The sequence below is a fragment of the Synechocystis sp. LEGE 06083 genome (genome assembly GCF_015207725.1).
Taxonomy (GTDB): Bacteria; Cyanobacteriota; Cyanobacteriia; order Cyanobacteriales; family Microcystaceae; genus Synechocystis; species Synechocystis salina.
In genome coordinates this window covers 1-18,002 of record NZ_JADEWJ010000045.1, presented here as the reverse complement: position 1 = coordinate 18,002, position 18,002 = coordinate 1, and the positions used below count along the sequence as shown (strand labels likewise).

The 18,002-nt window shown below is 47.4% G+C and carries 18 protein-coding genes and 1 tRNA gene; 9 read left to right on the top strand and 10 right to left on the bottom strand.

Annotation, left to right across the window (positions count from 1 at the left end):
• Together folB and IQ219_RS05555 are read left to right on the top strand one after the other, a co-directional pair.
• A partial coding sequence (folB, locus tag IQ219_RS05560; protein ID WP_228016731.1) for a dihydroneopterin aldolase occupies window positions 1-377 on the top strand: 377 nt, incomplete at its 5' end.
• A 10-nt stretch (window positions 378-387) separates the two neighbouring features.
• Window positions 388-1,008, top strand: a complete 621-nt coding sequence (locus tag IQ219_RS05555; RefSeq protein WP_194071976.1) for a LysE family translocator — start codon at window positions 388-390, stop codon at window positions 1,006-1,008.
• A gap of 107 nt (window positions 1,009-1,115) precedes the next feature.
• On the opposite strand, the gene moeB is transcribed toward IQ219_RS05555, so the two are convergent.
• Window positions 1,116-2,288: a molybdopterin-synthase adenylyltransferase MoeB gene (moeB, locus tag IQ219_RS05550; protein ID WP_194071975.1), complete on the bottom strand. Its 1,173-nt coding sequence runs from the start codon at window positions 2,286-2,288 to the stop codon at window positions 1,116-1,118.
• A gap of 138 nt (window positions 2,289-2,426) precedes the next feature.
• Between moeB and IQ219_RS05545 the strand changes: the two genes are divergently transcribed.
• Window positions 2,427-2,828, top strand: a complete 402-nt coding sequence (locus IQ219_RS05545; RefSeq protein ID WP_190598320.1) for a DUF2237 family protein — start codon at window positions 2,427-2,429, stop codon at window positions 2,826-2,828.
• Between the two features lie 4 nt (window positions 2,829-2,832).
• The gene (locus IQ219_RS05540) at window positions 2,833-3,795 is read left to right on the top strand and encodes an RluA family pseudouridine synthase (RefSeq protein WP_194071974.1); all 963 of its coding nucleotides are present in this window, start codon (window positions 2,833-2,835) and stop codon (window positions 3,793-3,795) included.
• 94 nt (window positions 3,796-3,889) lie between these two features.
• Here IQ219_RS05540 and IQ219_RS05535 read toward each other — a convergent pair whose 3' ends face one another.
• From IQ219_RS05535 to IQ219_RS05525, 3 genes are all read right to left on the bottom strand, one after another.
• Window positions 3,890-4,621, bottom strand: a complete 732-nt coding sequence (locus IQ219_RS05535; RefSeq protein ID WP_010873062.1) for a sugar transferase — start codon at window positions 4,619-4,621, stop codon at window positions 3,890-3,892.
• A gap of 99 nt (window positions 4,622-4,720) precedes the next feature.
• Window positions 4,721-5,857: a glycosyltransferase gene (locus tag IQ219_RS05530; RefSeq protein WP_194071973.1), complete on the bottom strand. Its 1,137-nt coding sequence runs from the start codon at window positions 5,855-5,857 to the stop codon at window positions 4,721-4,723.
• A gap of 12 nt (window positions 5,858-5,869) precedes the next feature.
• Window positions 5,870-7,156: a PilT/PilU family type 4a pilus ATPase gene (locus IQ219_RS05525; RefSeq protein ID WP_190598316.1), complete on the bottom strand. Its 1,287-nt coding sequence runs from the start codon at window positions 7,154-7,156 to the stop codon at window positions 5,870-5,872.
• 581 nt (window positions 7,157-7,737) lie between these two features.
• On the opposite strand from IQ219_RS05525, the gene IQ219_RS05520 reads away from it, so the two are divergent.
• Entirely contained in the window at window positions 7,738-8,112 is a 375-nt protein-coding gene (locus tag IQ219_RS05520; RefSeq protein WP_190598315.1) for a hypothetical protein, read from the top strand.
• A 130-nt stretch (window positions 8,113-8,242) separates the two neighbouring features.
• Here the strand turns inward: IQ219_RS05520 and IQ219_RS05515 are convergent, their stop codons facing one another.
• Together IQ219_RS05515 and IQ219_RS05510 are read right to left on the bottom strand one after the other, a co-directional pair.
• On the bottom strand, window positions 8,243-8,869 hold the full coding sequence (locus IQ219_RS05515; protein WP_194071972.1) for a hypothetical protein: 627 nt from the start codon (window positions 8,867-8,869) through the stop codon (window positions 8,243-8,245).
• A gap of 12 nt (window positions 8,870-8,881) precedes the next feature.
• Window positions 8,882-9,112, bottom strand: a complete 231-nt coding sequence (locus IQ219_RS05510) for a DNA-directed RNA polymerase subunit omega (RefSeq protein WP_010873067.1) — start codon at window positions 9,110-9,112, stop codon at window positions 8,882-8,884.
• Between the two features lie 176 nt (window positions 9,113-9,288).
• Between IQ219_RS05510 and IQ219_RS05505 the strand changes: the two genes are divergently transcribed.
• From IQ219_RS05505 to smpB, 4 genes are all read left to right on the top strand, one after another.
• A complete protein-coding gene (locus IQ219_RS05505; protein WP_194021166.1) occupies window positions 9,289-9,675 on the top strand; it encodes a DUF309 domain-containing protein in 387 nt (128 codons plus the stop codon).
• 53 nt (window positions 9,676-9,728) lie between these two features.
• Window positions 9,729-9,801: transfer RNA gene (locus IQ219_RS05500), tRNA-His, on the top strand.
• A gap of 399 nt (window positions 9,802-10,200) precedes the next feature.
• Window positions 10,201-10,524, top strand: a complete 324-nt coding sequence (locus IQ219_RS05495) for a DUF760 domain-containing protein (protein ID WP_190598312.1) — start codon at window positions 10,201-10,203, stop codon at window positions 10,522-10,524.
• Between the two features lie 128 nt (window positions 10,525-10,652).
• The gene (gene smpB, locus IQ219_RS05490) at window positions 10,653-11,117 is read left to right on the top strand and encodes an SsrA-binding protein SmpB (RefSeq protein WP_190598311.1); all 465 of its coding nucleotides are present in this window, start codon (window positions 10,653-10,655) and stop codon (window positions 11,115-11,117) included.
• 67 nt (window positions 11,118-11,184) lie between these two features.
• On the opposite strand, the gene IQ219_RS05485 is transcribed toward smpB, so the two are convergent.
• From IQ219_RS05485 to IQ219_RS05470, 4 genes are all read right to left on the bottom strand, one after another.
• Window positions 11,185-13,011: a hypothetical protein gene (locus IQ219_RS05485; protein WP_194071971.1), complete on the bottom strand. Its 1,827-nt coding sequence runs from the start codon at window positions 13,009-13,011 to the stop codon at window positions 11,185-11,187.
• A gap of 13 nt (window positions 13,012-13,024) precedes the next feature.
• Window positions 13,025-14,185, bottom strand: a complete 1,161-nt coding sequence (locus IQ219_RS05480; RefSeq protein ID WP_194071970.1) for an FkbM family methyltransferase — start codon at window positions 14,183-14,185, stop codon at window positions 13,025-13,027.
• Window positions 14,186-14,187: 2 nt separating this feature from the next.
• Window positions 14,188-17,178, bottom strand: coding sequence for a glycosyltransferase (locus IQ219_RS05475; protein WP_194071969.1), 2,991 nt, complete (start codon window positions 17,176-17,178; stop codon window positions 14,188-14,190).
• A partial coding sequence (locus tag IQ219_RS05470; protein WP_194071968.1) for a glycosyltransferase family 4 protein occupies window positions 17,175-18,002 on the bottom strand: 828 nt, incomplete at its 5' end. The genes IQ219_RS05475 and IQ219_RS05470, both read right to left, overlap by 4 nt.

The following is an 18,002-nucleotide window of genomic DNA, read 5'->3' as shown; positions in this document are numbered from 1 at the left end:
AGCTAGTACTTAGTCAATTTATGGATACGTTAAATGTTAAGGGCATTCGCGCCTATGGTTACACCGGCTACTTTGATGCGGAACAGTTCTTGGGGCAATGGTTTGAGGTTGATTTAACCATCTGGATCGATTTGGCTAAGGCTGGGCAGAGCGATGACCTGAACGATACTCTCAACTATGCTGATGCAGTGGCGATCGTACAAAAGCTCATCCGTGAGTCCAAGTTTAAAATGATTGAAAAACTAGCCGAGGCGATCGCCGATGCCATTTTGGGAACGGGCAAAACCCAGCAAGTCAAAGTGGCCCTGACTAAATGCCAAGCTCCCATTCCAGATTTTGATGGGGATGTGACTTTGGAAATTCTCCGGAGTCGCTAGGTTATTCAAAGTGTTAACCATGGATTGGTCTAACATACTCAGTTTATTTGGGGCAATGTTGATCCTGGCTGCTGTTCCCAGTTTGAGTGTGTTGACTGTTTCAAGTAAAAGTGCCAGCGGTGGTTTTATCCATGGTTTTTTTGCTACCCTTGGCGTTGTTTTAGGCGATATTATTTTTATTCTTATCGCTCTCTGGGGCTTAGCTTTTTTACAGGGGGCGATGGGAGATTTTTTTGTCGTTCTTAAATATATCAGCGGCATTTATTTAATCTGGTTGGGAATCAACACCCTCCGAGCCAAAGTTAACAATCAAAACCTGACTAAGGTTGATGCCAAATCCCTCTCTTCTAGTTTTTCTGCCGGATTGCTAATAACTTTAGCGGATCAAAAAGCTGTCATTTTTTATCTGGGCTTTTTACCAACTTTTGTTGACGTTAATAATATTGCCTATCTTGATACCGTAGTCATAATTCTAACCGCAATTCTTACGGTGGGAGGGATGAAGTTGTTTTATGCTTTTCTTGCCCACCGATCAGGGCTATTAATCAGCAGAAAGAATAAGCGATTAATAAACTATCTGGCCGGCACTTTGATGATTTCGGTTGGTGTATTTTTGCTTACTTCGAGCTAATCAAAGCCAATCAATCGGGCAAATGTAATAAAAAAGTGATCGCCATCTCCACTATCAGGAAAACGGCGATCGCCAAAATTATTCAGGGCTATGGGACAAGGGGAAAGTTAATACTGGGTGACACTGGGGTCAACTTCCTGACTCCAAGCGGTGATGCCCCCTTTAACATTTATGCCTTCAATACCCGCTTGTTTAAGCAGAGTCAAAGCTTTAGCCGATCGCCCCCCCAATTTGCAGTGGGCAATTAAACGGTGACCATTGACCAAATTCCGCACTTTTTCTATGCCGGGGCCCTCTTCAATATCGGGTAAAGGCACCAATACCGCCCCTGGAATGCGGGCAATGTCATACTCATTGGGATTACGCACATCGATTAAAACGTAGTCATTGGCATCACTATCCAGCAGAGTTTTTAACTCCGTCACAGTCATTTCCGCCAAGGCCTGGGCATCGGCGGCTTCGGCAGCTTTGGCTTGGGGAATACCACAGAACTGGTCGTAATCAATCAGCTTTTCAATTACCGGCCGCACAGGGTTGGGACGCAATTTCAGTTCCCGGAATTTCATTTCCCAGGCGTTGAACAGCAGTAGGCGACCACTGAGGGTGTCGGGGGCACCAAGCATAATCTTGAGCGCTTCCGTGGCTTGAATCGTACCCACAATGCCCGGTAACACGCCTAAAACCCCTCCCTCAGAACAGGAAGGCACCATGCCCGGCGGCGGCGGTTCTGGATAGAGGTCACGGTAGTTTGGCCCCCCCTGGTAGTTAAACACCGTAGCTTGCCCTTCAAAGCGGAAAATGGAGCCGTAAACGTTTGGTTTATTCAACAACACACAGGCATCGTTGGTGAGGTACCGGGTGGGAAAATTATCCGTGCCGTCAATGACAATGTCGTAGGGGGCAATGATGTCCAAGGCATTGGCCGAAGAAATCTGAGTTTCGTAGAGGTCCACCTGACAGAAGGGATTAATTTCCAAGATGCGGTGCTTGGCGGACTCAATTTTGGGCTTACCAATCCACGAAGTACCATGGATAATTTGCCGTTGCAGGTTGGAAGTATCGACAATGTCAAAATCAACTAAACCGATCCGTCCTACCCCCGCCGCGGCCAAGTAGAGCAGTAACGGAGAACCTAGACCCCCGGAACCAATACAGAGGACACTGGCGGCTTTGATGCGTTTTTGGCCATCGAGGCCCACCTCCGGCAGAATGATGTGGCGGGAATACCGTTGGTAGTCGTCTTGAGAGAGTTCAATCTCTGCTAGGTTTGGGTTAAGCATTGCTGTTGTTCACGGAAAATCATCGTCGGGATCACTACCACAACGAAATTAACATTTTAATCTTTTTGGCGGCGGCACTACCATGGTTTTGGTGTGAAGATTGTTAAATAGCATTCTCATTTTTGTTTGGTTAACGATATGGCTACTATGCAGGATTCCCAGGATAAAAATGTGTTGGGTGGTGACCTCAAATGTTGTTGTAAGTCGCCTTTAACCGGGTTTTACCGCAATGGTTACTGCCAAACGGGACCGACGGATTTTGGTCGCCATGTGGTCTGTGCCCAGGTGACAGCGGAATTTTTGGAATTTTCTAAAGCCCGGGGCAACGATCTTTCCACGCCCCAACCGGCTTACCAATTTCCAGGGCTAAAACCAGGGGATAAATGGTGTCTATGTGCGGCCCGCTGGCAAGAAGCCAAGGATGCGGGCATGGCTCCCTTGGTGGATTTGAGTGCCACCCATGCTTCGGCGTTGGAGGTGATCAGCTTAGATGCTCTGATTCCCCATGCTTTGCCTGGACAATTTACCCCGGAAGAATAGATAGATGGTTGAGCAAATTATCGCAGAAGTTTCCGATTGGGATGCTTCTCCTGAGTTAATGGTCACCGCCCATGGGGAGCGACTAGACAAGTGGCTGGCGGAAAATTTACCCCAGTTGTCCCGGGCCCGATGTCAAAAATTAATCGAGTCGGGGCAGGTTTGGTGTAACGGAGTGATTTGCCAAAACAAAAAACAAATTCTCAAAGTTGGCGATCGCCTTTTGGTCAATATTCCCGATTTGGTCCCTTTGAATCTGGTGCCCCAGGCCATTCCCCTGGATATTTTGTATGAGGATGACCAACTGATCATTATCAATAAACCGGCGGGTTTGGTGGTGCATCCTGGCCCTGGCCATCCTGACGGCACGGTGGTTAACGCTCTACTGGCCCATTGTCCTGATTTGGCCGGCATTGGCGGTGTGCAAAGACCGGGCATTGTCCATCGCTTGGATAAGGACACTACTGGGGCCATGGTGATCGCTAAAACAGAATTAGCTCTGCATCATCTACAGGCTCAACTAAAAGAAAAAACTGCCCGCCGCCTATATTGGGGCATTGTGTATGGGGCTCCGAGGGAAATTCAGGGTACGGTGGCTCTGCCCATCGGTCGTCACCCTGGCGATCGCCAAAAAATGGGCATTGTGCCCCCAGAAAAGGGCGGTAGGAATGCTGTCACCCATTGGCGGCTATTGGAGCGGCTGGGCAACCATAGCTGGCTGGAATTTCAACTGGAAACGGGACGTACCCATCAAATCCGGGTCCATAGCAAACAAATAGGTCACCCTTTGGTGGGGGATAACCTCTACACTTCCCCCGGTAATCTCAATGTTAATCTGCCCGGCCAGGCTCTCCACGCCCACCAACTATCCCTCATTCATCCAGTGAGTGGGGAAACCATCACGGCGATCGCCCCGATGCCGGCCCATTTTGAGAAATTATTGGTCTACCTTAGGCAGAGAATCCCCTAAGAATTGGCCCGAACTCTCTCGGGAACATGGGGAAATTTATTACCGGGGCATAGTTCTAGCCATGGACATCCAAGCTAGACACCGGGGCATGGTGTTAGTAAGCGCCGTTATTGTTGGGGAAAAGCATTACCCCTAGGGTTTTGGCAATAATGAGCAAATCCAGAGTCATGGTGCGGTAGTAAACGTAATAGACATCAATCTGCACCCGCTCAGGATAGGGAATGTCATTGCGACCGGACACCTGCCACAGTCCCGTTAGCCCAGGCTTAATACTCAACACTTGGTTGATTTGTCGCCCATACTTGTGCAACTCTTCAGGCACCAAGGGACGGGGTCCCACCAAGCTCATATCCCCCTTGAGGACATTCCAGAACTGGGGAAATTCATCCAGGCTAGTCAACCGTAAGAACTTGCCAATCCAGGTAATGCGGGGGTCATTACGGAGTTTAAAATTCTTTTCAAATTCCTCCCGGGTTTGGGGACAACCGGCCATCAGTTTCTCCAACACCTCATCGGCATTGGTGACCATGGTGCGGAACTTAATGCATTTGAAACGTTTAAACTTGCGCCCTACCCTTTCTTGCACATAGAAAATGGGCCCCGGTGAACTGACCGCAATCATCAAGGCGATCGCCAGGTAAAGGGGGGAACAGAGAACCAATACCGACAGGGAGAAACAGATATCGAATACCCTTTTGGCCACGGTTCCGGTGAGGGAACTGGAGCGGGAACCTTGATACCTTCTCGGAGAGACCGTTGGATAAAATCCGCGTCTCATCAAAGCACGGAGGGCTTTTACAGAGATCGGCGAGCTATTAGCAGTCATCGTACTCCATCACACATCACACCATATCGTCCTAATCATAAAGCCTGAATCGACAATTGTTACGATTCTTTGCTAAATAACTGAGGACTCCCACCGCCACTAAGTCCGATGAGGAACCTGATGACAGTACTTTTCCAGGAACGCCAAATATGACGTTTGAAACATTCTAGAAGAAAAACGGTTTGCTTGCAGGAAACAGTTCTCTGCACTGATCTGATGGCTAAGATTGGAAAAAGTTTCCACTGCTTGCACTAAAGACGGCACCGTTTGTTGGTCAAACCAAAGCCCCGTCGCAGTTTGGGGATTTTTTTGATAATCCACCACCGTTTCCAAAGCTCCTCCTCGGCCAAAGGCAATGACCGGCGTGCCGCAGGCCTGGGCTTCCACTAGGGCAATGCCAAAATCCTCACAGGCCCCGTAAACAAAGGCTTTAGCCCGGGCCATGTAATCTTCCACTACGGCATTAGGTTGGGCCCCAAGAATTTGCACGTTGGGTTGGGCTAGTTCCTGTAAGAGAAGTAAATCGGGGCCATCGCCGATCACCACCAGGGGTAACCGCAACTGGTTAAAGGCCTGCACAATCAATTTGACCTGTTTGTAACTGACGAGGCGACAGACCGTTAAGAAGAAGTCATCCTTCTTTTCTCGGTAGGTGAAACGCTCCAAATTCACTGGGGGATAGACCACATCTGCTTCCCGCCGATAACAACGCCAAATGCGCCGGGCTGTGTGGTGAGAATTGGCCAAGAAATAATCCACCCGATTGGCGGAAACCACGTCCCATTGCCGCAATTGATGGAGCAGGTAACGGGTTAAAATTCCCGGCAGTCCCCGGCCCATGGAACTGTTATTCAAGTAGTCAAAGGTTAAATCCCAGGCATAGCGCATGGGAGTATGGCAATAGCAGATGTGGATTTGGTGGGGAGCAGTCAGCACCCCCTTGGCCACCGCATGGGAAGAGGAAAGAATGACATCATATTCTCCTAAATCTAATTGCTCGATCGCCAGGGGCAAAATGGGTAAATATTTCTGCACCCCCTGTTCCGCCCGGGGAAACCCCTGCAAAAAAGTGGTGCCAATGGAGCGGCCATAGAGGTAGCTCTGGGGATTGGTGGACTCAAAATCGATCAGGGCATACAGATCCGCCGTTACGTGGCTTAAAATCTCCTGCACCACCAACTCTGACCCCCCCGTTGCCTTTGGGGTGAGCCACTCGTGGACTAGGGCATATTTCATTCCTGAGATTCCTTAGGTTCTCCCTCTGAGTTTCATGGCCATTTCGTTGCGGGCGGGGGCTAACTCCAAGGCGGTTTCCTCCGTAATTCTGCCTTCCTGGTAGAGAGCAAATAGGGATTGGCTAGCGGTGACCATACCATCGTACTCACCATCCTGCATTAACTCGGCAATTTCATCGTACTTACCTTGGCGGATATAATCCTTCACTGTCTCTGTGTTAATGAGAATGTCATGGAAGCCGGCCCGTTTACCGTCGGTGGTGCGACATAAACCCTGGGCAATGATTGCCACCAGTGATTCGGCGATCGCCGTTCGCATGGCGGGCTGTTCTTCCGCAGTGTAGAGGGTCAAAATCCTTTCCAAGGTTTTAATGGCGCTGTTGGTGTGGAGAGTTCCCATTACCAAGTGACCGGTTTGGGCGGCTTTGAGGGCGGTGTTGACCGTGCTCCGGTCCCGCATCTCCCCAATCAGGATAATATCCGGATCTTCCCGCAGAGAAGCCTTGAGGGCATGGTCAAATTCCAAAGTGTGCATACCCACTTCCCTTTGGCGGATCAAGGAGCGACGACTTTGGTGCACAAACTCAATCGGATCCTCAATGGAAATGATGTGTTTAGCATGTTCTCTGTTGATGTAGTCCACCATCGCCGCCATGGTGGTGGATTTACCGGAACCGGTGGGCCCCGTCACGAGAATTAGGCCTTTGTGGGAGTTAGACACGGTGCGCAAAACTTCCGGCAACCGTAACTGTTCCAGGGTCAAGATCTTGAGGGGAATAATCCGCAGCACCATGGCGGAGCCCAACAAACTTTCCAGGACGTTAATCCGCACCCTGGCAAAATCGTATTGTTTAGCCCCGTCAAATTCCAATTCCCGTTTGAACCGTTGAATTTCATCCTCGGTGAGAATTTCCCTGAGCCAACTCATAAAGGTCTGGTGATCCGTTGGCTCATAACGCAGGGGCAGCATTTCCCCCCGGTCCCGCATGCGGGGCACTTCTCCTACCCCGACGTGAACATCGGAGAAACCTTGGTCAAAGGCACTGCGGATTAACTCCTCTAGACTGGGCTGCCCTGGCGATCGCCCTGGAGCAGCATGGCCAGGCGCCCGAGGACTAGTGGGCAGATTGGTGTTGGCAGAAAGTTGTTGTGGTTGGGGCTGGCTAATGCTGGGGGGGGCTGGCACAAACTGCGTTTCTGGAGCCATACTTTCCTGGCGAATGGAAGGTGCAGTCCGCCCAGGGGGATTGTTGGGCAGAGGGGGCAATGGAGGCACAGAGGGGCGGGGAGGTTGGTTCATGACGTTTTTTCACCGGATTTTGCACTTTTGCACAGCGGCCCCTGGTAAAACGTTGGTGCAGATGGGGGTAGCAACAACGAATATGACCGGTCGGACTCAGTGGGGATACTCCTAATAGATTAAAGAATTTTTTCTATTTTTCGTTAGTCCTTTAACAAATCGACTTAATTGTCGCCACCGTCGGCCCATTTCGTTCCTTTCCCATTGATGAGATTTCCAAGGACAATTGTTAACAAATGTAAAATAAGCTGAGTCTCCTAATAACTAACTTTTTTGTCCCTTGGACACCACTGGCAAATCAAATGTAGGGATCAGAGTTAAACGACAAATTGCCCATGGAATTACAGCTAAAGTCTAGATAAATGGAACTAGGACAAATACCAGCCCTTGAATCTAAGATTGTCATCTATAAAAATAATCAGTAAATGTCAACGATTGAATGTAAATAATTATAAAGAAATCTCAGTTTCTTGGAGTCATTGCCTATACTAGATTCAACAGCCCCCCGGTGGGAGCCTGAGATTTGGGCACCGCTAGTTTGGGTCTGCCTCACCAGATTGTTGTTGTTGGAGTTAATAGTTATGGAGCTTTCGTCAAGGGAAGGAGCAGGAATGAGCTATATGCTCGTCCTCATGAAGAGTTTTTCCGTCTGGACTTTCACCCTATTGGTGTGCTTGTTGGTGGTTGGTTTCCCGCTGGTCTTTCTTGTCGCCACAGTGGGGGTTTTAGCGACGGTGGTATTGCAGTCAGTTTTGCCCATGAGTGCAGTGCTCTTGGTGGCTAGCAGCTTGCTGGGAGGAACAGTTTTATTGGTGCTCTCCGGAGCGGCAACCCTAACTGCGAAAGGGATTCATCCCCAGGAAGTACGTTGGCTGAGTTGGCTCCATGGGGAGACTAATCTAATTCATAAACCGATGTTTGCCTCTTGCCCATTGACCTGCAGTCTTATTCAGTAATTAATCTTTGTTTGATTTCATTTTTAGCTTTTCTGAAGCCGCAATGGTTTCATTCCATATCTGCCTGTTCTCAATGCCCCCGTCTGAAGCTCCTACGCCTAAGTCGGGGGTTTATTATTTTGGGGCTTAATCAAGGCATTAACAACTGAGCATCCCCTGGTTGGGATAGTCCCGGTTGATTAGGCGTTGTCACCGCCGGTGTTGGGCTTTGACTGTCTTCTTCCTGGTTTCCCGCACCAGACTCTCCCTCATTGACTGACGTTTGAGGCCGATAAATTTCCGCCAGGAAATCCACCAATGCTTGTCTTTGTTCTCGGTTTAACTGTGCAATCAACTGGCGATCGCCATCGAGGGGACTTTCCTGGAGGGTAGAAAAACCAGGGTAACGCTCTGGTTCCATCTGCTCATTGGCATCAAGATAATCCGCTAGGGTCAAACGCCAATCGAAACGATAGCGGGTTGGCCTTTTTTTGATGTCCCGATGGTAACGAATCATGCGACTGATTAAGGTATTTTCCGGATCTGGGCTACCATCACTCTGACGGCGGTAGTCGTTGCCCTTGGGCAGATCGGGAAAACGGGCGTAAACTTGCTGAGCAATTATTTCCACTACTACTGTATATCCTCCGGCGGGCACCCCCTGGGCTGGCTGGGCCTGGGATAAGGCTCCCCACTGTCCGGGACTATGGAGTAGCATAGTGAGCAAAAAGCTCAGACAACCCAATAGCAATGACAGGGGGAAAAGGGGCTTAAACATGGAACTGGTGGCTTAGTTATCGCTAATAATTTCTGGACGGGTAAGTTCGTCGGACATTTCAATGATGGCCCGGATAGCAGGCTTCATGTTGGGATCATCAATGCTGTCAAAATCCTCGGAGCGATTTTCCTTGGCCCGCTTAGCTACCCTGACAGTAATGTTGTAACGGTTTGATGCGGCCCCCAGCAGTTCTTCGGAACGATAAATAATGTGGTTGGAATCCAAATTGCTACGCTTGGTCATGGTAAACAGGGTAAGGGGGAAAATATGGCGATCGCCATTCAAAAACGAAAAAAGCAGAAACCGGGTGAAAGAAAAATTCGCGGAACACGCTTCCCAGTCTAGCGGAAAATTACCCCACCTCCAGCCCGACCGACCTAGATTGACCATTTGCCCTAATGACGGCACATACATTAACTATGGACGCAAACATCGGCCTAGGCCTAGGCATCGAACAATTTAACCAGCAAGATTTTTATGCCTGCCATGACACCCTCGAAGCAGTGTGGTTAGAAGCTAACCCAACGGAAAAAAACTTTTACCAAGGCATTTTGCAAATCGCCGTAGCCCACTATCATCTTTCCAATCACAATTGGCAGGGGGCTGTGATTCTTTTGGGAGAAGGTATCCGTCGCTTAAAGGCTTTTCGTCCGGCCCACCAAGGAATAGAGACAGAAAACCTGTTGCAAACTAGTGCGGCTCTGTTAGCAGAGCTACAGACCATTACCCCAGATCATTTACCCCAATGGTTGCGGGATGTGGAACCAGAAAAATTGGCTCCCCGAATTCACATACAGCAAAAATAGTGCCGAAAAGATCCAATCCCTGTGTTATCATCATTAATGCCTAAAGCAAAACGGCGAGCGTAGCCAAGGGGTTAAGGCAGAGGTTTGTGGTACCTCCATGCGTGGGTTCGAATCCCATCGTTCGCCCTTCTAAATCTTGTCAGAGATCAGAAAAGGTTGTTGTGCGTTTATAGACCTTGGCCTGGATGCCCGAGCCAATGCTCCGCACTCCATACCCATAGGAAAATTTAAACATTTGTGGCATGAATCTTTAGTATATCTAATAATAGATTGAATGAATTATGCTCGGCCACAGCCAGTACTTACTTTGGTAACCATGCTTGAAACTAGTCACATCAGGGGAGTTGGGCAGTGCAAAATTTTCAGTTCCTTAAGTGTCCACTTAGGTAGGAGTTATTGCCCCAGATTTTTGGGTAATTGTTTACCCCAGCCAGTTTGATAGCTTTTTACAAAACTTTGCCTGAGCCGCTATAGTGGAGGGTAATGCCAGTGATTAAACGGTCAGTCCGGAGTTAGGGAGTAATAATGGAATTTAACTTTGACTTTCATACGTCTGAACAGGAAGAACAACGGGTCAACACTCTGCTCCAGTATCTGCAAAAACAACACCCTGAAACCTTGGCCTGGATTGCCCAGTCCGCCAGCCCTGAAATCAAAGAGATTATTTACCAGAATGTCCAGGGCTTAGTGGGTATGTTGCCCATGGATGACTTTGATGTGCAAATCACTACCGACCGGGAAGATTTCGCTAATCTGTTGGCTTCGGCCATGATGACGGGCTATTTTCTCAGCCGTATGGAACAGCGGAAAAATCTTGAGTCTTCCTTTTCCGGCTCGGATTGCCTTTAGAAAATTACAGCACGGATTGCCAGGAGCCATGGGTGACAGTGAGTTCCTGGCCATGTCAATGGGCTAAGCTTTTCAATCCACAAGAGCAACATTCAACAGATATATTACGGATACATTACTGACGGTTCATGGCTAAGGAAAAAGAAAGGATAAAAGTTGTCAGCGATAATCGCCAGGCTCGTTTTCTGTACGAAATCTTAGAGACCTATGAAGCGGGCATCGAACTACAGGGTACCGAGGTCAAGTCAATACGGGCGGGGAAGGTTAATTTGCGGGATGGCTTTGCCCTGTTGCGGGATGGGGAAGTTTGGCTGATGAACGTACATATTTCGCCCTACGATAAAAGTAGTCAGTTTTTCAACCATGACCCCCGTCGTACCAGGCGCTTGCTAATGCATAACTGGGAAATCCGCAAATTAATTGGTCAAGTTGAACAAAAAGGTCTAACTCTAGTGCCGCTGAAAATGTATTTCAAGGGTAGTTGGGTGAAAATTGCCCTGGGCTTAGGTAAAGGCAAAAAACTCCACGATAAGCGGGAGACTTTAAAGCGTCGTCAAGATGACCGGGATATGGCCCGGGCCCTGAAGCGCTGATTTTAGACACTTTCAAAGAAGCTGTGCCGGAGATTAGTAGGATGTTAGGCGATCGCCAATGGTCTAATTAACGAAGAATTTTTAACCCTTCACATTTATCCTTCATCCTTTCATCCTCGAGGTTAAATTCTGCTCGCACTGAATAATCCCGCCCGGGATGAAAATAGGAATTGTAAAAGAAACTAAAGGGTGCTTTTTCCACAATGCAAACCTGATCGCCGTCTTCAATTTGACTAAAGATTTCTTTCTTAACCATCCAATCCGCGGTCTCTAGCTGTTGTGTCAGGGGCTGAAATGCTGGATAAGTGAAGAATTTGTTGGTTTTATGGATGAAGATGATCATAAACATAAAAGCAACTAAGCCAAAGTATTGGGGCTTAATAACATTCTTTGGGCGGGGGTCCTGCTCAGCCAAACGAGTGACTAGGTAAGCATTGAGGCTGACAAAAACAATCATCCAATACATGTAATAACGCAGCTCATAGGACTGGGGTAGCCACATGGTTACCGCCGACGTAACTAGCATGAATGCCAGGGCCACTTTGGTTGATTTTTGCCAGTTTTTCCAACAAAGAAACGCTAAAAGTACAACATTGAAAATTACATAGCCACCAAAATATCCCCCCATGCCAAAGCGTTCTTCATTCCAGGAAATGAAATCCATAGCTAAGGTCCAACGCCAGGGTCGGCGATCGTCAAAGGCATTAATTTCCAGCAAAGACCTTCCCCAACGCACCGGTGGCGGCAAACGACGAATATTTTCGTGCATGAAGTTGGGAGATTCTTCCGTGTGATTAAGCACCTGGCCTGCGATGGTAATTTTGACGGGGTAGGCAGGATTTTGGTAGACAATAATATTTTTGAGCGGGTTGTAAAAAATAATCAAACTGGCTAAGGTTCCCAGGGCAAATACCTGAGCTAATTTGAGTAGATTATCTTGACGGGTTTTATCCGATCGCCAATAGTTAGTGACAAAAAGAGGCAGTGAAGCAAGTATTAAGAGGAAAACAACCGGAATTAGTTGCAGTTTGATATTAGCCGCCACAAATGCCGATAAAAATAGAATTAGGAGAGTTTTAAAATCCAGTTTTATCTTATCTATGTAAAGCAAATATAGGGTTAAAATGCAGATGCTGACTCCCACATTGCCGGGCAGATCAATGTAGCTTCTGGCGGCATGCATGTGGACCATGGGTACCGCGAGGAGAGAAAGGCTAGCTAAGTAGAAGGGGATTTTTGGAACCTTAACCAGGTAAAAGATCAGAATTATTAAGCTAAAATAGGCGACTAGGTTTGTGGCTTCAATGCGATTAAAAACTACCCAAAATAATCCCTGGAGCCAATTTGCCAGCAGGGGAAAACCAAGAAAGCGATTTTCTGTAAAATATTCAAAAGTATATTGTTCCGGGGGGATAATGCCCCAAATTCTGGCGGCGAAGGGAATGTGATACATAAAAGCATCACCGCCATAGTTATAGTCAAAAAAAGCAATACCAAAAATGGAAATTAAAGTTAAAACTGCCGCTCCACTGAGGATGTAACCAATAATATTTAAAACGCCAATTTGGTTTATTTTTTCACCAACAGCAAATTTTTTTAGAGGATGGTCAACGCCCAAGGTTTCCAGCATCGACCAAATGGTGGCTGTTATGCCAACAATCAACAAAACAATTCTCCCTAGCCGTAGATCGTCCCCTTGAAATACGTTCCAATAGCCAGCAATACCTAACATGGCCGCTAGGGAAATGGAAATGTTGCCCCAAATAAAAAGTACGTTATTTTCAAATTTGCTTAGGAAAGCATAGCGGTGGACAACGGGAACTCCTTTATAAACAAAAAGACTGAAAGTCAACAGGAGGAGCCCGATCGCCAAACCAAGGAGGGGAACTAACATTGGGGGTTAAACACTAGAAATAAAGGGCGGCAGGAAGATGGTCAAAATTGGTAATTTTGGTAATTTTGGCACTATTAATAGTTAGGGTTGGATCTTGGGTGCCATGCTGGAATTCAAAATAAAGTTGGATTTCACTAGTTTCGGGCAAATTAATCACCCAATCCCGATAGCTAGAGGCTAATAGCTGACTGAAGGCATGGTAACGAAATATTACTTTATCGTTAACTTTTACTCCACACATTAAATCATTTTGGGTGCCTTCAGCAGTGAAGTCCCAATCGATTAAATAGCGGCCTTTCGGTAAAATTAGATTATTTTTTAGGCAAGCAGAACCATCCTTAGTCCGCTTAAAATGATCGGCATCTAACAGGCTATGGCTCTCAAACTGGAATGGGGCTTGATAGGGAGTTTCCCCCAGGCGATCGCCATGGATATAGAGATTATTACGAATGTCCGCCCCCACCGGATAATCGTCAGCGGTTTTAACTTCCCGATAGGTATTAACGTCGATGGCAATGTAGCCTAAATTGCGCAGAAAATCTAAACAGCGGGTATCATCCCGTTGGGTTTCTAAGACCAAATGGGGCTTGGCGGCAACTAGGGTTTTTTCCATGCCTTTAATGGCATCAAATTCTGCCCCTTCAATGTCCATTTTGAGCAAATTAGGCACTAGTTTAGTGTGCTCAACAAAGTCATCTAGGGCAATGGTTTTGACTTCATAGGCGGAACCCACCCCGTTTTCACTGTAAATGCTGTCATTGAGATGGCTACCCAGGTAAATTTTTACGGTTTCATGGGAGGTGGAGTAAACTGCATGGTGAAAAAGCTGGACATTATTACAGCCGCTCAACACTAAGTTTCGTTGGGTTTTATCAATAATGCGGGGGCTAGCTTCAAAGGCACAAACCACGCCCCTAGGGCCCACCATCCTCGACATTACTGTGGTTAAACCAGCGAAATTTGCCCCCACATCAAAAACAGTATCCCCCGGTTTACAGAGGTCCCGCAAAACTATTTGCACTGGTGGTTCCCAAAGGTTCTCCTGATACCAAGGGGCAATGCCAAATAACTGCACAGAAGCTAGTTTTTCGTCCACTGCTAGCTTTTTATCAATTTCTGGGGCAAGAACTTTTGCCAGTTTGAATTTGAGCTTATCTTTGATTTTGTTAAACATAATTATTTTTTAGAAGCGGTGATATCCGTAAACCAAAGGAAAGAATGTTGTTCGTGGCGATTATCGTTAAAAATTGAGTAATGGGGAGCAAAAAGTCTATCTTTTGGCCAATGCTGTTGGTGTTCCTGCTGCCATTGTTTAGTGAGTTTGCGGGCTGTCAGCATGGAGTTAAGGGGAGAAAATTTAGATAATTTGGGCAACCAATCCAGGGAGCGATAGGTTCCTAGCAAAGCTTTAATGCCCGGAGCATATTGCAAAGCTTCAGCATGGGGGTTAACTTTTTCTAGATAAAGGGCCAAATTATAAGCATGGTCAAAATCCGTACTAGTATGCTTACAGTAAGATTTGCGATAGCCCAGGCAATGGTAGAGTAAATTTTCCACTTCCTCAGGCGATCGCCGTTGGAAAGCATATTTAACACCGGCCAGGGTGCGATGTAAATACCAAGCCCGCATATCTTCAATTTCTGTAGCGGGGCTTTGGGTGGTGCGTTCGTCGGGGTAATTCCAAAACAGGCCCAGCATTTTATCCACTACCTTACTCTTGATGAAGGGCATGACCCGGTTTTTAAATTCCGTATCCCCCGCCCCCCGGAAGCTTTGGTCATAGTAACCAAAACGTTCGTGAATTGATTTGCGGTAGAGCGCCCCCACCCAGGATAAATAACAGGTTTCTAGATAAACTAAATCCTGTTCATAGCCAGTGCGGTCGTAGGGCATAATATCGCTGACCCAGCCTCCCTGCATATCCACATTGGTGACTAAACTGTGGCCAATGGCCCAATCCAGCTCTGGATCTTGGTCCAATTCCCCCGCCAGAATTTCTAAACAATCGGGCAAAATGGTTTCATCCACCCCCAGAAAGGCCAGGTAGGGAGATTTGGCCAATTTAATGCCCCGGTTCCAGGCACTTTGGATGGTTTCCCGTTGCGGCGATCGGGCATAGAGCAGGGGATAACCCAAGGTGGGGGCTAAATCTTTGAAGACTTCATACTCATTTCCCGGTGAACCGCTGTCCACTAGCACCACTTCCGCTTCTCCACGCTTAATTAGGGTTTGATGCTGTAGGGTCTTTAAAAATAGGGGTAATTTGGCTGCCGCATTGTAGAGGGAAACAATAATGGTGGCCCGGTATGGCCCATCCCCCCGGCGATCGTCCCAAATTTCGTACTCATCTCCCGCTGGATTAGTCAAATTGTCCAAACGGGCCTGTTCAATCAAGCTATGGCAACGTTCCTCCCGTTCCGAAGGTTGGCCGTAGAGAGCAGATATCGCCGCCATTTCCTTGGGAAAGCCATATTCCGTCAGGGTCCGCAACACAAAGGGTAAATCGCCAAATTGATCCGCCCCCAAGGCCCGCATGGCCCGGAGTTTGTAGGTGGCAGAAACTAAGGTGTTGCTCCGTAGTTCTTCAATGCGAGCTAGTTCCCGCCAGAGTCGTACCCGGTCGATGCGATAATTGGTGGCTAATTTACCCCGCACTCCTTGGAATTCTGATTCATAGCCGGACCCCAAACGCCATCCCATTTGGATTTTTTCCGCCAAATCCTTCGCTGTTTGTTCTGTGGCATTGAAGGTTTCTTTGTATTTTTTGAGTAAATTAGGGGCTTTAACTAGCTGGGCATTGCGGTCATCCCCCAGGGGTTGCAAAACTCTGCCTTTTAATTGTCCCGCCGTACTTTTTAAATTATTTTTAATTTGCTTGAGAGTTGGTTTTAATTGGGCTTTCAGGGGTTGTAAAAAGGAGACATTTTCCTGGGTACTTACCCAATAACCCATTAACTGGGCATACCAATTTTGTAGTTCATCTCTGATTTCCTGTTCATACTGACTATTTTGTTGATAAATATCAGCTAAAACAGGACTATCAGCTATGGCTGCTGAATTTTTAACACAATCCACTAATTGACGACGGTAACCAGCATAGTCGCGTAAAATATGCTCAATGGCTGCCAAACAACTGTAAATATTTTCTAAATCAATTTCTACAAAAGGAACATCGGGAAAGTCTTCTTTCAGTAAACGACATACCCCAGCCCCGCCACCAATGACGGTGGGACAACCGGAAAATAAGGATTCCAGAGCTACTAAATTGAGGGTATCGTAGCGCGAAGGCACAAAAGTGACCGTTTTACGGGCGAATAAGCCCATTAATTCCTGTTGAGGTTTCGGGGGTAAAAATTTAACGGGACTCTGGCGATCGCCAAGCATACTCCGGAGATAACTTTCCGAGGAAATGGTGCCAGTATCATTAAAGCTATGGGGGCCAATAATATTAGCTTCGTTATAGAGATCTTTGTCCAACCACCAAGCAATATCAATAAAAATATCTGGGCCTTTCCGTCTTTCGGTGCGACCAATAAAGTTCAAATCGGGGCGATCGCCACTGGCAATTGCTTCTAGGGGCTGGGGTAATGCAAAGAAATGAAGGGGATGGTAATAGTGGGCAGAAAATGGGCTTAGGGATTGCCATTCATCAATGTAGCTTTTACTAATGCCGTAGCGGAGATCGACGGTGGCGTATTGTTTCCATTCTTCTAGTTCTAGCGGGATATTTTCCTTTCCTTTATTGAACCAATCTAACTTTAAAGTGGTGGAAATTTTGCCATGGAGAGAAAGGGCAATCTTCGCAAATTTCACCCGGTGGTAATCTAGGGCTGGACGCAGAAAAATAGCCCACTGTTCATAATCAGGGGAATCAACCAAGTCGAATTCCATGCCAGCCACCGATGCGGCAATGTTACTGGCTCTGACGAAGGAACGGTAAACCCATTTGGGGGGATTGACATCAAAAAAGTTATTTAAATCGGCGAGGAAATATTTTTCCTGAAAGGGGACTCCGTGGGCGTTATCGGGACGTTTAGTGGCACGCTCTTCTTTGTCAATCAGGTAATAAAAATCAATATCGGGGTTTTTACGAATTAAACTGCGGTAAAAAGTTTGCCCGCCACCTACTTTGGCAAATAGGTCAAAATCTGTGATTAATACCTTCATGAAAGCAAATCTAGGTAGGTTTGATAAAGCTGACGATAGTCATAGTTTTGGGCAAAATTGCGGGCAGAATTACCCAACTGCTCATATTGGTGGGGGTGCTGGATAATATCTTCAATTACCCCAACATAAGTGGCTAAATTATTGTTAATTAAACAATTCACCCCCGACTCCACCGGATAGCCCCGAAAGGCGATCGCCGTGCCGAGGATTACCTTACCACAGGCCATTGCCTCCAGGGTTTTGACAGACATACCAGTGCCCGCTTCGAGGGGAATTAGCACCAGCGCTGAATGTTGATAAAGGGCTTGGAGGACGGAATCGGAGACTTTACCCAGGGCAAAAAAGTTTCGTTGCTGGGTCGGCGGACAACAACTACCCACGGCGATCGCCTGCCAATGGCCGTCACTAGCTTGGGCCAGGGCTTGAATTTGCTCCACTGCTTTGAGGTTGGGGAGATGTTGACTGCCCACAAATAAACAGAAGGGTTTGCGCCAATCTATGGAGGGGTCGAAGGCTTGTAACTCCGCCAGGGCTTTTTCCGGGGCGGGTAAATTTACAGCGGCTTGGGTATCTAGACCAATGGGGATGCAATGGCTGGCAATGTTATGACTTTGGAAAAATGCTTGATCATCGGGGGCAAGGGTCACCACTGCATCGGCTTCCCGCAATGCTTGTAATTCCTCCGCCAGGGCAACCTGGGCTAACCAAGTATCAGTGGGTAACTGTTTGGCTAACACGTCATGGGCTGTAAGAATTAATTTAACCCCCCGACGACGACATATCGGCCCGGCGATCGCCGCCCAAAAAGGATATTCCAGCAGCAC